Annotated in this window: 13 protein-coding genes; 6 read left to right on the top strand and 7 right to left on the bottom strand. The window is 63.2% G+C overall.

Features of this window, described 5'->3' with window-relative positions; translation table 11 throughout:
* Nucleotides 1–109 precede the first annotated feature (109 nt).
* The 6 genes from HRU92_RS07020 to iolB all read left to right on the top strand — a co-directional run bounded on the left by HRU92_RS07020 (nt 110) and on the right by iolB (nt 7058).
* Nucleotides 110–952: a MurR/RpiR family transcriptional regulator gene (locus HRU92_RS07020; RefSeq protein WP_172123477.1), complete on the top strand. Its 843-nt coding sequence runs from the start codon at nt 110–112 to the stop codon at nt 950–952.
* Nucleotides 953–1102: 150 nt separating this feature from the next.
* Nucleotides 1103–3052 carry a 5-dehydro-2-deoxygluconokinase gene (gene iolC / locus HRU92_RS07025; protein ID WP_172123478.1) on the top strand — a complete coding sequence of 650 codons (1950 nt, stop codon included), beginning with the start codon at nt 1103–1105 and terminating at the stop codon, nt 3050–3052.
* 68 nt (nt 3053–3120) lie between these two features.
* Complete coding sequence (iolD, locus tag HRU92_RS07030) at nt 3121–4968, top strand: 3D-(3,5/4)-trihydroxycyclohexane-1,2-dione acylhydrolase (decyclizing) (protein ID WP_173087965.1); 1848 nt, start codon at nt 3121–3123, stop codon at nt 4966–4968.
* 128 nt (nt 4969–5096) lie between these two features.
* Nucleotides 5097–6026 carry a myo-inosose-2 dehydratase gene (gene iolE / locus HRU92_RS07035; protein WP_172123480.1) on the top strand — a complete coding sequence of 310 codons (930 nt, stop codon included), beginning with the start codon at nt 5097–5099 and terminating at the stop codon, nt 6024–6026.
* A 35-nt stretch (nt 6027–6061) separates the two neighbouring features.
* Nucleotides 6062–6313, top strand: coding sequence for a hypothetical protein (locus HRU92_RS07040; protein WP_172123481.1), 252 nt, complete (start codon nt 6062–6064; stop codon nt 6311–6313).
* On the top strand, nt 6258–7058 hold the full coding sequence (gene iolB / locus HRU92_RS07045) for a 5-deoxy-glucuronate isomerase (RefSeq protein ID WP_172123482.1): 801 nt from the start codon (nt 6258–6260) through the stop codon (nt 7056–7058). Before HRU92_RS07040 ends, iolB begins: the two co-directional genes overlap by 56 nt.
* A gap of 3 nt (nt 7059–7061) precedes the next feature.
* Here iolB and iolG read toward each other — a convergent pair whose 3' ends face one another.
* The 7 genes from iolG to HRU92_RS07080 form a co-directional block, all read right to left on the bottom strand.
* Entirely contained in the window at nt 7062–8066 is a 1005-nt protein-coding gene (gene iolG, locus HRU92_RS07050) for an inositol 2-dehydrogenase (RefSeq protein ID WP_172123483.1), read from the bottom strand.
* 163 nt (nt 8067–8229) lie between these two features.
* Nucleotides 8230–9246, bottom strand: a complete 1017-nt coding sequence (locus tag HRU92_RS07055) for an ABC transporter permease (RefSeq protein ID WP_172123484.1) — start codon at nt 9244–9246, stop codon at nt 8230–8232.
* 38 nt (nt 9247–9284) lie between these two features.
* The gene (locus HRU92_RS07060; protein ID WP_248307048.1) at nt 9285–10823 is read right to left on the bottom strand and encodes a sugar ABC transporter ATP-binding protein; all 1539 of its coding nucleotides are present in this window, start codon (nt 10821–10823) and stop codon (nt 9285–9287) included.
* A gap of 51 nt (nt 10824–10874) precedes the next feature.
* Complete coding sequence (locus HRU92_RS07065; RefSeq protein WP_127755237.1) at nt 10875–11813, bottom strand: sugar ABC transporter substrate-binding protein; 939 nt, start codon at nt 11811–11813, stop codon at nt 10875–10877.
* Between the two features lie 57 nt (nt 11814–11870).
* Nucleotides 11871–12824 (bottom strand): sugar ABC transporter substrate-binding protein, encoded by a 954-nt coding sequence (locus tag HRU92_RS07070; protein ID WP_127753337.1) that lies wholly within the window; start codon nt 12822–12824, stop codon nt 11871–11873.
* Between the two features lie 391 nt (nt 12825–13215).
* Nucleotides 13216–14286: a Gfo/Idh/MocA family oxidoreductase gene (locus HRU92_RS07075; RefSeq protein WP_173087967.1), complete on the bottom strand. Its 1071-nt coding sequence runs from the start codon at nt 14284–14286 to the stop codon at nt 13216–13218.
* Entirely contained in the window at nt 14283–15137 is an 855-nt protein-coding gene (locus HRU92_RS07080; protein ID WP_172123486.1) for a sugar phosphate isomerase/epimerase, read from the bottom strand. Before HRU92_RS07080 ends, HRU92_RS07075 begins: the two co-directional genes overlap by 4 nt.
* Nucleotides 15138–15141 lie beyond the last annotated feature (4 nt).

Genomic DNA, 15141 nt, shown 5'->3' on the forward strand with positions numbered 1-15141 from the left:
TCCCTCGTGCTAAAATGGATAATCGAGCTTGGGGTGATCGGGAATAGGGCTCGCGCCTTGCGCCGTCCGGGGCTTTGAGGATTATGGGAGGGGAACCGGGATTTCGCCGATGACTGACGCCGCTGCCAAGCCCCTCACCCCTGCCGACTACGATGCCCTGCGCGCCACCATTCTCGAGCGCAAGAACGAGCTGCCCAAGCGGCTGACCCAGGTGGCCGCCTATGCCCTCGACAATCCCGACGAGATCGCCTTCGGTACCGCCGCCAGCATCGCCCTCTCGGCCGATGTCCAACCCTCGACCCTGGTGCGCTTCGCCCAGCATTTCGGCTTTGACGGCTTTTCCGGCCTGCAACAGCTCTTTCGCGCCCGCCTGCGCGAACGCACTTCATCCTATGAGGAGCGCCTGCGCACCCTCGAGCTGGACGGGACGGCGCGGGCGGAGAGCACCAATATCTTCAACGGCTTTTTGGCGGCGGCACACCGCTCCATTGATGCCATCGGCGCCGCTGTCGATCCGGACAGCTTTGAGCGGGCGGTAACGCTGCTGGCCAGGGCCGACACCATCTACCTCATCGCCAAGCGCCGCTCCTACCCCATCAGCAGCTACATGGCCTATGCCTTCGGCAAGCTGCGCGTGCGCTGCCAACTCGTGGGCACCGCCAATGGCATGGATGACGACCTTCTCGCCATGGCCACCCCGCGCGACGCCGCTTTTGCGGTGAGTTTTTCGCCCTACGCGCCCGAAAGCGCCGCCCAGGCGCGCACCCTCGCGGCGCGAGATATCCCCGTCGTTTCCCTCACCGACTCCGCCTTTTCGCCCCTCGCGGAATGCTCGCGCGAATGGTTCGAGGTGGTGGAAGCCGACCATGCCGGGTTCCGCTCGCTCTCCGCCAGCATGGCCTTTGCCATGGCCCTGACCGTCAGCATCGCCGAACAGCGCCGCCGCGCCTGACCACCGCGATCTTTGGCATCCGCATGGAGGCTCCAGCCCTCCCGATTGGAACGGCAGTTCCATGTTGACGCAGCGCAGAACCCATGTTTCAAAAGGTTAAGCAGCACGCTGCATGACTGCAAATCGGCAAAGCCGAATGGGAGGATCGCTGTGAGGAGTTCAAATCCCAGCACCGGGGATAAACCCCTCGACGTCATCACCATCGGACGCGCCTCGGTCGATCTCTATGGCCAGCAGATCGGCACTCGCCTCGAAGACATCGGCAGCTTCGCCAAATCCGTCGGCGGCTGCCCCGCCAATATCGCCGTGGGCACCGCGCGCCTCGGGCTCAAATCGGCGCTGATCACCCGGGTCGGCAACGAGCAGATGGGCCGCTTCATCCGCGAACAGCTCGAACGCGAAGGCGTGCAAACCGCCGGCGTACATACCGATCCCGAGCGCCTCACCGCTCTGGTGCTGCTGTCGGTGGAAGCCGAGGGCGTCTCGCCCATGATCTTTTACCGCACCGATTGCGCGGACATGGCGCTGTCCGAGGACGATATCGACGAAAGCTTCATCGCTTCGGCTGGCGCCGTGATCGTCACCGGAACCCATTTCTCCCGCCCCCACAGCGAAGCGGCCCAGAAAAAGGCCATCCGCCTCGCCAAGGCCCATGGCGCCCGCGTCGGCTTCGATATCGATTACCGCCCCAATCTCTGGGGCCTGGCCGGGCATGAAGCGGGCTTCTCGCGCTATGTCGCCTCGGATGTTGTCAGCGAAAAATACAAGAGCGTCTTGCCCGATTGCGACCTGATCGTGGGCACCGAGGAAGAAGTGCTGATCGCCTCGGGCGAGGCCGATCTGCCCGCGGCCCTACGCACCATCCGCACCCTTTCGGATGCCACGATCGTCCTCAAGCGCGGCCCCATGGGCTGCATCGTTTATGACGGCCCCATCCCCGACAACCTCGAGGATGGCATTGTCGGCAAGGGCTTCCCCATCGAGGTCTACAATGTCCTGGGGGCCGGCGATGCCTTCATGAGCGGCTGGCTCCGCGGCTGGCTGCGCGGCGAGGATCATGCCACCAGCGCCACCTGGGCCAATGCCTGCGGCGCATTTGCGGTGTCGCGCCTCCTCTGCTCGCCCGAATATCCCAGCTGGGCCGAGCTCAACCACTTCCTCGCCAAGGGCAGCAGCGAACGCGCCCTGCGCAAGGATGCCGAGCTCAACCACATCCATTGGGCCACGACCCGTCGCCGCCAGATCCCCAGCCTCATGGCGCTGGCCGTCGATCACCGCAGCCAGCTCGAGGATCTTGCCGGCGGCGATCCGCAAAAGCTGGCCCGCATCCCCGCCTTCAAGGCCTTGGCCGTCAAGGCCGCTGCCGCAATCGCTGGGGGTCGCCCGGGCTTTGGCATGCTGCTCGACGACAAATATGGCCGCGATGCCCTGTTCGCCGCAGCCGCCCTGCCCGACTTCTGGATTGGCCGCCCCGTCGAGCTGCCCGGCTCCCGGCCCCTGCGCTTCGAGTTCAGCCAGGACCTTGGCTCGCGCCTCGTGGATTGGCCAGTCGACCACTGCCTCAAGGTGCTCTGCTTTTTCCACCCCGACGACGCCGCCGATCTCAAGCGTGACCAGATCGACAAGCTGCGCACCGCCTACGAGGCCGCCCGCAAGGTCGGACGCGACATTCTGGTTGAGATCATTGCCGGCAAGCACGGCCCCATCGCCGACGACACGATCAGCCGCGCCATGACCGAGATCTATGCCGCCGGCATCAAGCCTGATTGGTGGAAGCTCGAAACCCAGAAGAGCACCGCGGCCTGGTCTGCCATCGACACCGTGATCGAAAGCAACGACCCTTATTGCCGGGGCGTGGTGCTGCTGGGCCTTGAAGCGCCGCACGATGTGCTCGAAGCTGGCTTCCAGACCGCTCGCAATTCGCGGTGGGTCAAAGGCTTTGCAGTGGGCCGCACCATCTTCGCCGACGCCGCCAGACAATGGCTCGCCGGCACCATGAGCGACGAGGAGGCAGTCGCCGACATGGCCCAGCGCTTCGGCGCGCTGGTGGAAGTATGGGAGCGGCTGGGCGAAAGCCGGCGGCTTGAGGTGGCCGGCTGAAAGCATCAGGCTGCCGAGTTGACCCCGAAGGGCACCACATTGCAGACGCAGGAACCGAGACAAAGATCATGAGCCAGCAAACTGTTCGACTAACCATGGCCCAGGCCGTGGCCCGGTTTCTGACCAAGCAGATGACGGTGGTCGACGGCGAAACCGTGCCCATCTTCGGCGGTGTGTTCGCCATTTTCGGACATGGCAATGTCGCGGGGATCGGCGAGGCGCTCTATGGCGTCCGCGACACCCTGCCCACCTATCGCGGCCAGAACGAGCAGGGCATGGCCCATGCGGCCATTGGCTTTGCCAAGGCAAGCTTTCGCCGCCGCTTCATGGCTGTCACAAGCTCCATCGGCCCGGGCGCGCTCAACATGGTCACGGCTGCCGCCCTTGCCCATGTCAATCGCCTGCCGCTGCTGCTCCTGCCCGGCGATGTTTTTGCCAATCGCCTCCCCGATCCGGTGCTGCAGCAGGTCGAAAACTGGGGCGACGGCACGACTTCCGCCAATGACTGCTTCCGCCCGGTGAGCCGCTATTTCGACCGCATCACCCGCCCCGAGCAGATCATTCCCGCCCTGCGCCGCGCCATGCAGGTGCTGACCGATCCGGCCGAATGCGGCCCGGTGACCCTCAGCCTCTGCCAGGATGTGCAGGCCGAAGCCTACGATTATCCCGAGAGCTTCTTCGCCGAAAAGATCTGGACGGTCCGCCGCATCATGCCCGATGGCGACGAGTTCGCCCAAGCCGCCACGGCGCTGCTCCACGCAAAAAAGCCGGTGATCATCTCTGGCGGCGGCACGCTGTATTCGCTAGCCACCGACACCCTGCGCAACTTCGCCGAACGCTATGGCGTGCCGGTGATGGAAACCCAGTCCGGCAAATCGAGCCTCCCCCACGATCACCCCCTCAACATGGGCTCGGTCGGCGTCACCGGCAGTTCCGCTTCCAACAAGCTCGCCGAAGAGGCCGATGTGGTGCTGGCCGTCGGCACGCGGCTGCAGGATTTCACCACCGGCTCCTGGGCCCTGTTCAAGAACCCAGATCTCAAGATCATCGGGCTCAATGTGCAGCCCTTTGATGCGCAAAAGCACGCCGCCCTGCCCCTCGTCGCCGATGCCCGCGCGGGCCTCGAAGCGCTCAACGCCGCCCTGACCGGTTGGCAGGCTGACCCCGAATGGACCGACAAGGCCCATGCCGAGAAAGACGAATGGCTCGTGGCGGCCGACGCCGTCACCGCCGCCACCAATGCCGAGCTGCCCTCCGACGCCCAGGTGATCGGAGCCGTACAGCGGGCCCGCCCCGGCGCCACCCTGGTCTGTGCCTCGGGCGGTCTGCCCGGCGAATTGCACAAGCTCTGGAAAGCCGAAGGCCCCGGCAGCTACCACATGGAATACGGCTTTTCGACCATGGGCTACGAAATCGCCGGCGGCCTCGGCGTCAAGCTCGCCCGCCCGGAGGATGACGTCGTCGTTATGCTGGGCGATGGCAGCTATATGATGCTCAATTCCGAAATCGTCAGCGCCATCATGCTGGGCGCCAAGCTTACGATCGTGCTGCTCGACAATGCCGGCTTTGGCTGCATCAACCGGCTGCAGATGGCCACCGGCGGAGCCAACTTCAACAACCTTCTCAAGGACACCCAGCACACCACCCTGCCCAATATCGACTTTGCCGCCCATGCCGCCGCCATGGGTGCCGTCTCGCGCAAAGTGGCCTCGATCAGCGAGTTGGAAGCGGCGCTGCAGGAAACCGAAACCTCCACCCAGACCACGGTGATCGTCATCGACACCGATCCCCTGATCGCCACCGAAGCGGGCGGTCACTGGTGGGACGTGGCCGTGCCCGAAGTTAGCGATCGCCCTCAGGTCAACGCCGCCCGCGAAGCCTATGTGGCAGCGCTCAAGGCCCAGCAGGTCGGCTAGGTGCCACGTCCTCGCAACGAGGACCATCGGAAGCTCGTACCAACTCAGCGCCCCAGTAGCCCTCATGGTGAGGCGGGAGCGCAGCGGCCCTCGAACCACGAGGGCGTGGCAGCAAAGAAGGCAGAAAAATGAAAGCCAAGCTTGGCATGTCCCCCATCGCCTGGTGGAACGACGACCTCGCCGAACTCAGCGATGACGTGTCGCTGGAGGAATGCCTGCGCCAGTCGCGCTCGGCGGGCTTTACCGGCATGGAAAAGGGCCGCCGTTTCCCCGAAGACCCCGCCACCATGCTGCCCATCCTCCGGGCCGCCGATGTCACGCTCTGCGGCGGCTGGTTTTCCGGCACCCTCGTGGATGAGGAGCTGGCTACCAACCAGGACCGCATCGCCCCCATGATCGAGCTCTTCAAGGCCGTGGGCGCGCCCTGCATTGTTTATGGCGAAGTCGGACGCTCCATCCAAGGCGACCGCTCAAAGCCGCTCGCCACCAAACCGCGCCTGTCCGACGATGAGATGAAGACCTATGCCGCCCGGGTCACCCGCTTTGGCGAGTGGTGCGCCGGCCAAGGCATGCCGTTGAGTTACCACCACCACATGGCCGCCGTAGTGGAAACCGAAGCCGAGCTCGACGCCTTCATGCGCAATTCCGGCCCCGGCATTCCGCTGCTGCTCGATGCCGGCCACCTCGCCTTTGCCGGTGGGGATGTGCTGCGCGCCATCGACAACCACCACGCCCGCATCAATCATGTCCACGTCAAGGATGTCCGGCTCGAGGTCATCAAGGCCCTCGATCGCTCGCGCCAGTCCTTCCTCGATGCCGTGGCCCTTGGCGCCTTCACCGTGCCGGGCGATGGCTCGCTCGATTTCGGCGCCATCGTGCAGCGCCTTGCCGATTACGGCTATGAAGGCTGGTTCGTGGTCGAAGCCGAACAGGACCCGCGCCAGAACCCGCCGCTGCGGATGGCGCAAATTGGTCATGCCGAACTTATGCGCGTCATGAGCGCCGCGGGTTACACTGTGGAAACACAAGGCTTTCCCAACGGGCAGGCTTTCCCGTAAGTAAAAGGGGGGAGTTCCCCGCAGGAGGCTCGCACGTGGCGCTTAAATCCAACGACATTTCCTGGTTTCAGCCCCTCTGGCGCCGCGTGGCCGTCGCGGTCTTTCTGGTGATCTGGTGCGCCTGGGAATGGTTTTGGAACCAGGAGCCGTTCTGGGGTGTGCTGGTCGGTGCTGCCTTGGCCTACTTCCTCTACAATTACTTCTACGCCTTCCCCAAGCAGGAGCCCGGCAATGAGCCAGAGCAGTCTACGCGTCCGCCCGATGGCCAAGACGGGCCTGGTGCATGATGTAACCCCCGCTTCGGCGGGCTGGAGCCATGTCGGGTTCGCCCTCCACAAGCTCGAGGCCGGCCAGGTGGCGGGCGGCGAGGCGGGCATCAACGAACTCTGCCTCGTCTTCGTCAGCGGCAAGGCCCGCGTTTCGGTGGATGGGGTCGATCTGGGCGAGTTGGGCGAGCGCATGTCGCCCTTTGATGGCCCGCCTTGGGCCGTTTACCTGCCGATGGGCAGCGAATGGGTGGTGGATGCCACCACCCCGCTCGAACTGGCGGTCTGCTCGGCCCCCGGCGGCGTCGCATACACCGCCCAGGTGATCGAGCCGGGCCGGCATCCCCGCATCACCCGCGGCAAGGGCGCCAATGTCCGGCATGTCTACAACATCATGCCCGAGGATGACGGCGCGGCTAACGCGCTGCTGGTGGTCGAAGTGATCACCCCTCAGGGCAACACCTCGTCCTACCCGCCCCACAAGCATGACACGGACAATCTCCCTCATGAAAGCCAGCTGGAGGAGACCTATTTCCACCGGCTCAACCCGCCCCAGGGCTTTGCCATGCAGCGGGTTTACACCGATGATCGCAGCCTTGATGAAGCGCTGGTGATCGAGGATGGCGACGTCACGCTCGTGCCGCGCGGCTACCATCCTGTGGCGACCACCGCCGGCTACGACCTTTATTATCTCAACGTCATGGCCGGGCCCAAGCGCATCTGGAAATTCCACAATGCGCCCGACCATGAGTGGCTGCTGAAATAGCGCTTAGCTGAGAATTTCAGTGAGCTTGACCGTGCGGCCCTCCCGCACGGATCGGAGCGCCGCATCCGCCAGCGCCAGCGCTATCAATCCATCAAGCCCGCTCGGCGACGCCGGTGCCTTGGCTTGCACGGCATCGATAAACGCCTCGATTTCGCGGGCATAGGCTTCGGTATAGCGCGTCATGAAGAAGTCGTGCAGCGGCGGGCGGGTATAGCCAGAGGCATTGGCGACCTCGATCGACACCGGACGCTGGTTCTCGGCGGCCACCGACCCCTTGGAGCCATGCACCTCGATGCGCTGGTCATAGCCATAGGTGGCGCGCCGGGAGTTGGAGATCGTGGCGTGCTTGCCCGTAGCGGTCTGCAGCATCACCGAAACGCTGTCGAAATCACCGGCCTCTCCGATAGCCGGATCGACCAGCACGGAGGCCTGCGCCGTAACGCTCTCGATCTCCTCGCCCAGCAGGAACCGCGCCATGTCGAAATCATGGATCGTCATGTCGCGGAAAATGCCGCCCGAGCGCTTGATGTAATCGACCGGCGGCGCCCCGGGATCGCGCGACACGATAGTGACCATCTCCACCTGCCCGATCTCGTGCCGGCCGATCACCTCCTTGACCGCGGTGAAGTGCGGGTCGAACCTGCGGTTGAAGCCCACCATCAGCGTCGCGCCTTCCGCATCCACCACGGAAAGGCATGCCCGCACCCGAGCCACATCGAGATCGATCGGCTTCTCGCAAAAGATCGCCTTGCCCGCACGCGCAAACTGCTCGATCAGATCGGCATGGGTATCGGTGGGCGTGCAGATCACCACCGCATCGACATCGGCGGCGTTGAGGATCTGCTCGGTGCTGCGGATCTCGGCGCCATAAAGCCCCGCCAGATCGCTCGCAGCCTGCGGGAAGGCGTCGGCCACCGCCACCAGTTGCGCCTGGGAATTGGCAGTGATCGCCTTGGCATGCACCTTGCCAATGCGGCCAGCACCCAGAAGGCCGAAACGAACCGTCATGTGTAGTCTCCAAAATATGCGCCAGGCTCCTGACGCGGCTGGTTCAACTCTACTCGGCGCATAACCCGGCCATGCGCCGCGGTCGATGCCGAGATTTCAGGATGCTACCGGATGAAACCAGCCGGCATCGTGATGGACGTGGAGCTGGCGCGCTGCGCCAATCCTAGACTTTCTTGCGCTTGCGCTGGCGATACTGGTCGGCCACCACGGCCGCAACGATGATCATGCCCTTGATGATCTCCTGGTAGTAGGCGTCGATGCGCAAAAAGGTGAATCCCGACGTCATCGTCCCGAGGATAATCGTACCGATCACCGTGCCGGTGATCCGCCCCTGCCCGCCCGCCAGCGACGTGCCCCCGATCACGGCGGCAGCGATGGCGTCGAGTTCATACATCACCCCCATGCCCGACTGCGCTGTTTGCGCCCGGGCCGCGGTTACAAGGCCGGCGAGCCCCGCCAGCATGCCGGCAATGGCATAGACCTTGATGAGGTGGCGCTCGATATTGATGCCGGATACGCGCGCCGCCTGCGGGTTGGCGCCAATGGCATAGGTGAACTTGCCGTAGCGCGTATAGCGCAGCGCTATGTGGAAGATCAGCGCCACCCCCAAAAAGATCAGCACCGGCCAGATCCCGAAGCCGATCGAGGTGAACTCTGGCGTAAGCCCCGAAACCGGCTGCCCCTTGGTGTACCATTTGGCGACGCCCCGCGCCGAAACCATCATCCCGAGCGTGGCAATAAAGGGCGGGATCTTGGTGAAGGCGATCAGCGAGCCATTGATCACCCCGGCCAGCGTGCCGATCGCCAGCCCGATCAGGATCGGCACCACGACGGGAAGGCTGACCAGCCCCGGATAAACTGGCCGCGCCCAATCGGCGCTCTGGGCAAAGCTCGCGGCAATCATCGCTGTCATGCCCACCACCGAGCCAGAGCTCAAATCGATGCCGCCGGTGATGATCACCTGGGTGACGCCCACCGCGATGATCCCCACCACCGAAACCTGCAGGATCATGATGGTGAGGCGCTGCTGATTGAGCAGGAAGGATTGGCCGATAAATATCCAGCCCAAGGCTTCAAAGGTGAGGGCAATGCCCAGAAGAACCAGCAGGATCGAGAGTTCCGTTGGCAAGCGGCGCCGGCGGACCCGCGGAGGGGCCATGGTATCGGATGTGATGGTCATGGCTCAGGTCCTCCCTGCGGCCGTGTTGCAGTAATCACTCATCGTGCAGCCAGGTCCATGATCTTGACCTGATCGGCCTCGGCGCGATCGAGGATCCCCGTAACGCGCCCCTGATGCATCACCATGATGCGGTCGCTCATGCCGAGAACTTCGGGCAGCTCGGAGGAAATCATGATCACCGCCACGCCCTGCCGCGCCAGTTGCGTCACGAGCCGGTGGATCTCGGCCTTGGCCCCCACATCGATGCCGCGGGTCGGCTCATCGAGGATCAGTATCTTGGGTCCGGTCAGCAGCCAGCGCCCGATCAGCACTTTCTGCTGGTTGCCGCCCGACAGATTCTCCACCCGCTCCTCAAGGCTCGGCGCCTTGATCCGCAACTTGGCACTCATCTCCTCGCAGGCGCGGCTGAGCGGCCCCTGCTGCACAAAGCCTGCGCGGGTGAACCTGTCTTGGATCACCGCCAGCTGCATGTTCTCCTGAATGTCGAGCATCAGCAGGCAGCCCGTCTCCTTGCGATCCTCGGTGATCAGCGCCATGCCATGATGGATCGCGACCGTGGGCGAGGTAACGTCCAGTTGCTCTCCCCGCACCTCGATCGTGCCCGCAGTGGCCGGCGTGATGCCAAAGATCGTTTCGGCAACATTGGAGCGCCCCGAACCCACAAGGCCCGCAATGCCCAGGATTTCCCCGGCATGCACATCGAACGAAATGTCGGCGAACACCCCCTCTAGCGCGAGGTCCTTGACCGAAATCACCACCTCCCCGATCGGCACCTCCTCCTTGGGGAAGAGCTGGGTGATCTCGCGGCCCACCATCATGCGGATGATCTCGTCGCGCGTGACCTCTGCCGCAGGATGGGTGCCGATATAGCGTCCGTCCCGGAACACCGAGACCTCGTCGGCGATCTCGAAAAGCTCGCTCATCTTGTGGGTGATGTAGACAATGCCCTTCCCGTCGCTGCGCAGGTCGCGGATGATCGCAAACAGATGCGCCACTTCCTTTTCGGTCAGGGCCGAAGTGGGCTCGTCCATGATCAGCACATCGCTCTCATAGGAGACTGCCTTGGCGATCTCGACCATCTGGCGGCTGGCCACCGTGAGACTCGAAACCTGCACTTCTGGGTCGATGTCGATATGGAGCCGATCAAACAGCTCCTGCGTCCGCCGGTTGAGTACGCGATGGTCAACCAGCCCGAAGCGGTTGAGCGGCTCGCGCCGGATCCAGATATTTTCGGCCACCGTCATATAGGGCATCAGGTTGAGTTCCTGATGGATCATGGCAATGCCGTTCTCGAGCGCATCGAGCGGAGACTTGAGGCGGATCTCCTGCCCCCGCAGCCGCACCGAGCCACTATCGGGCGTGTAGATCCCGGCAATGATTTTCATCAGCGTCGACTTGCCCGCCCCATTCTCTCCCATCAGCGCATGCACCGTGCCGCGCCGCAGGTGCAACGACACGTCGTCCAGCGCCACCACCCCCGGGAACTCCTTGCGGGCATGGGCAATCTCCAGAAGGAACGGCGAATTGGGCACCGCCCCGCTCTCGCGAACGGCGCGCATCGTCTGCGGACTAACCATCGCCCCGCCTCCCTTGCTCAGGGTCGCTTCCCCTCCGACGGGAAGCTAAGCCTAGTTTTTGTTCTGGTACTCGGCCATGTTTTCGGGCGTGACGAGTTCAAACGGCACCCAAATTTTCTGTTCAGTCGCCTCACCGCGTGCCAAGGCAATGGCCGCGTCCACGGAGGCGGCCCCTTGCGCCTGGGCGTTCTGGAACACGGTCACATCAAGATCGCCCGCCGCCATCGCGGCCAATCCATCTGGCGTCGCGTCCACGCCCGCAACTACAACTCCATCCATGTCACGACCTACTGACTTCAGCGCCTGGATCGCGCCGATCGCCATCTCGTCATTGTTGGCGATAACCGCATCGAACTCCATGGAGGAGGATAGCCAGTTGGTCATCAGATTGGCCGCTTCCAGGCGATCCCAATTGGCGGTTTGCTCCTCGAGCACGCTCATCCCCTTGCAGTCGTCCGTTGCGATGACGTCGTGCACGTCCTTAGTGCGCTGAAGGGCGGAGTGGTTATTAAGCGGCCCCATAAGGATCAGCACATTGCCGCTGCCCCCCAAGAGTTGGCACACTTCGCGGGTCTGCAGGGTGCCCGAGTCCACCTCATTTGAGCCTACGAAGGCGCCCTTCTCCGGCAGGGCATCAATGTCGGCTGGTGGGTGGTTGGCATAGACAATGGGGATGCCGGCGGCGTCCGCCAGGGCACTCATACCCGGCGTACTCTCAGCGTCCACCGCCGCGATGATGATGGCATCAACCCCCGATGCAATGAAATTGCTAACCTGGTTAAGCTGGGTGCTGGGATCATTGACGGCATCTTCCACCTGGAGCGTGACGTCACCCAGTTCGGCGGCACGCGCTTCCATGCCGTTGCGAAGCAGGGTCAAGAAGGTGCTATCAAACCTCGCCATGGACACGCCAATATTCTCGGCATGGGCGGGTAGCACCAAAGACAAGGGCAGCGCGCTCAGAGCCAGAAGTACAGAATTCAGTTTCATCATGATGTCCCGAACCAATGATGTTAATGGCGCACCGAAGCGGTGCGCCAAGGAGGATCAGTTCTTGTTCTGGTACTCGGCCAGATTGTCAGGCGTCACGAGTTCAAACGGAATCCAGACCTCCCGCTCAACCTCTTCGCCCCGGGCCAAAGCGAGGGCCGCATCGAGCGCCCCCTGGCCCTGTCCGGCGGCGTTCTGGAACACGGTGACATCGAGATCCCCGGCCTCCATAGCGGCCAGGCCATCCTGGGTCGCGTCCACCCCGCCCACGATCATGGCGTCCATGTCGGTACCGGCGGCTTTGAGGGCCTGGATTGCGCCAATTGCCATCTCGTCATTATTGGCGATGACCGCGTCGAACTGGATGCCCGCCGAAAGCCAGTTCGTCATGAGATCGGCCCCCTGCTGGCGTGACCAGTTGGCAGTCTGCTCTTCCACAACCGTCATGAACGAGCATTCGTCCGCGGCAATCACATCATGCACATCCTGCGTGCGCTGCCGGGCCGCCTGGTTGGACAGCTCGCCCATCATCACCACGACATTGGCCTCCGTTTTGCCGGCCTCCTTGAGCAACCGGCAAACTTCCTTGGTCTCGAGGGTCCCGGAATCCACCTCGTTGGACGCAACGAAAGCCTGGTTCTCGGGCAGCGCATCGAGGTTCACCGGCTGCCGGTTCACATAAACCAGCGGAATGCCCGCATCGACTGCGAGCTGGGACATGGGAGCCGTCGCATCCGTATCCACCGCATTGACGATGATGGCGTCGACGCCTGATGCGATGAAATTCTGGATCTGGCTCATCTGCTTGGAAACGTCGCTCTGGGCGTCCTCCACTTGCAGTTCAACCCCCTCCAGCGTCGTTGCATAATCAGCCATGCCATTGCGCAGCACGGTCAGGAAATTGTCGTCGAAAGCAGCCATGCTGACACCCACGGTTTCAGCATGGGCAGCACCGGCAAATCCGGTCGACAGCATGGTCGTGGCCAGTGCGGCCAGCGCGATCTTGTTCATGTCCTCGTCTCCTCCACAGAGCAGGCGTCCGGTCTCGCCCCTTTGTTCCGGATGTCCCTTTGCGGGAATTGAAATCTCCGACGTTCACGACCTCGAGCCGGCCCGCCCCTCCATCATGGAAACCTGCGAGGCGCCCGGGGAACAGCAGGCATCGAGCCGCGCCTCCACGGCACTAGCCCAAAGCCCTGCAAGCCGCGGCCGCGGCACAAATATGTGGTTGATTGCGAACTGGGACGCCACAACGGAACTCCCCCTCAACCGGGGCTCTTCGTGGCCCATTCATCCGGCTGAGTTGAGGAAATCCCGGTTCTGCTGCTTTGTCAACGCGGAACATACATTCCAAACTACCCAGCGGCCCGCGGGTGCCGCTGGCGGCAAGCCGCCGCGTCGTCTAGCGCCGGAAGTGCTGCCCGACTTCCCGGAACAGCCTGAGATCTTCGAGCGAATCCTCCAGTCCGGTGCGCGGAGGCTGGCCGGTGCGGACGCTATCAAGAAACGCATTGAGCTCGATCCGGAACGGATCCTCATAAACGGGGCCGATGATCTCCGTCGCCGTTTCCGTGTCCGAGGAAGTGGTGATCTCGAGCCGCGTGGGCAAGTTGCGGATATAGGGCGTGTCGTAGTTGAGCTTGAAGTGCTGAGTCTGTGTCAGCACCTCAATGCCGGCATCAAAGCGCGAGACATCATCGATCACGGCCTCATAAAGCGCGGTGAAGTGGCCATAGTCAAACAGGGCGATCACCGTTTCGCCCTTGTGCTGGGTGGCATAACGCACGCCCTTGGGCGGGCCCAACAGATCTCGCATGGCGGAAAAGCTGTGTGAAGAAAGGCCAGTCAGCACCTGATAGGCGCGCAGAGTTTCGGGCGGGCACTCTTCGCCCATAACCGATCGGAGCATGGCTTGCGTGCTAGCCCGACCTTGCGCGATCACCTCGGCCGGAACGTCACTGGGCCGGAACACATTGCGGGTCTGGCCCACAAAGAACGGTGCCTCGCGGATGATATCGCGCACCCGCACATGCCGGATGGCCGCCAGGGGCGGACGGCGCCGTTTGAGTTCGAGAAACGGACGCGAGAACCGGCGCATGTAACCGACAAAGACGATCTGCCCGTCGCGGCGCGGCACCGACAGGATCGGCTCCAACTGTTCCACCGTCAGGCAGGCCGGCTTTTCCACAAAGACATGCTTGCCCGACCGAATGGATTTTTCCAGCAGCTCGGCATGGAGATGATCGGGCGTGAGGATAAAGACGGCATCGACAGACGGATCGGCAATCAGCGCGTCAGCCGTGCTGTGTCGCGAGGGGACACCGTAGCGGGTGGCAATATAGTCCAGAAGGCTCAGCGAAACATCGCTGATTGCAGTGATGGCGAAGCGCTGGTCATCGGCGAGGAGCGGCAGGTGCATAAGCTGGGCGACTTCCCCCAACCCGATCAGCCCGACCTTGAGTGGAGTGGTCATTCCCCAATCCCTTTCACAAACGCAAGATTGCGCGCGGCTAGCTGCACTGGCGTTTCGGCGGCGTTAGCGGCAACATCCTGTTCCACCACAACGGGTCCGGCGAAATTGCCCGCTTGGAGGAAAGCCATCACGCCTGCGATATCGACAACGCCATCGGGCAGCGGACACATGATGCCGGCGCCGTAGGAATCCGCGATCGAAAGCTCTCCAGCAAGCATCCAGCCCCGCACGACGGGGTCGACGTTCTTGAGATGCATATAGGCGATGCGGGGGAAGACCTTTTCCATATAGGCGAGCGGGTCCTGCGCCCAAAAGGCGTGATGGCCGGTGTCGAAGCAAAGGTCAATCTCGGTGTCGTGCAGCAGCCGGTCGATTTGATCCTCCCGCTCCACTGCGGTGCCGACATGTGGATGAAAGCTGAGCTTGAGGCCGAACTCACCCTCGACCAGCTGTTGGGCATCCCGGACCATGCCAATCAGCCCGTGCCAAGCCGGCGCATCAAGCACACCCTCCTGCCCTTCAGGATACCAATTGCTTTCATCCATGATCACGAGGTGCCGCGCGCCAAGCTTGGCAAGCAGGTCAGACAATTCGCGCAGGGTCTGGGTGAACTGCGCAGCAGTCGTGGCATCGCCAAAAGTGTGCACATGGGTGGCGCCGATCAGCGTCAGCTGGCGTTTGGCCAACTCATCCTTGAGCAGGGCGGCGTCCTTGGGCAAAAAGCCAAACGGCCCCAGCTCGGTCCCGGCATAGCCAGCCTCTGCCACTTCATCGAGATATTGCTGCCAGGTGTAGCGGTTGCCGGTGGGATAGTTGATGCCCCAGGAACAAGGGGCGTTGCCGATAAGCATGGTG

Origin of the sequence: Devosia sp. 1635, assembly GCF_013185955.1 — a bacterium.
Taxonomy (GTDB): domain Bacteria; phylum Pseudomonadota; class Alphaproteobacteria; order Rhizobiales; family Devosiaceae; genus Devosia.

Coding starts and splice junctions, on each gene's coding strand:
- HRU92_RS07020 (WP_172123477.1), top strand. CDS start 110: ATGACTGACGCCGCTGCCAAGCCCCTCACCCCTGCCGACTACGATGCC.
- iolD (WP_173087965.1), top strand. CDS start 3,121: ATGAGCCAGCAAACTGTTCGACTAACCATGGCCCAGGCCGTGGCCCGG.
- iolE (WP_172123480.1), top strand. CDS start 5,097: ATGAAAGCCAAGCTTGGCATGTCCCCCATCGCCTGGTGGAACGACGAC.
- iolB (WP_172123482.1), top strand. CDS start 6,258: ATGAGCCAGAGCAGTCTACGCGTCCGCCCGATGGCCAAGACGGGCCTG.
- iolG (WP_172123483.1), bottom strand. CDS start 8,066: ATGACGGTTCGTTTCGGCCTTCTGGGTGCTGGCCGCATTGGCAAGGTG.
- HRU92_RS07055 (WP_172123484.1), bottom strand. CDS start 9,246: ATGACCATCACATCCGATACCATGGCCCCTCCGCGGGTCCGCCGGCGC.
- HRU92_RS07060 (WP_248307048.1), bottom strand. CDS start 10,823: ATGGTTAGTCCGCAGACGATGCGCGCCGTTCGCGAGAGCGGGGCGGTG.
- HRU92_RS07065 (WP_127755237.1), bottom strand. CDS start 11,813: ATGAAACTGAATTCTGTACTTCTGGCTCTGAGCGCGCTGCCCTTGTCT.
- HRU92_RS07070 (WP_127753337.1), bottom strand. CDS start 12,824: ATGAACAAGATCGCGCTGGCCGCACTGGCCACGACCATGCTGTCGACC.
- HRU92_RS07075 (WP_173087967.1), bottom strand. CDS start 14,286: ATGACCACTCCACTCAAGGTCGGGCTGATCGGGTTGGGGGAAGTCGCC.
- HRU92_RS07080 (WP_172123486.1), bottom strand. CDS start 15,137: ATGCTTATCGGCAACGCCCCTTGTTCCTGGGGCATCAACTATCCCACC.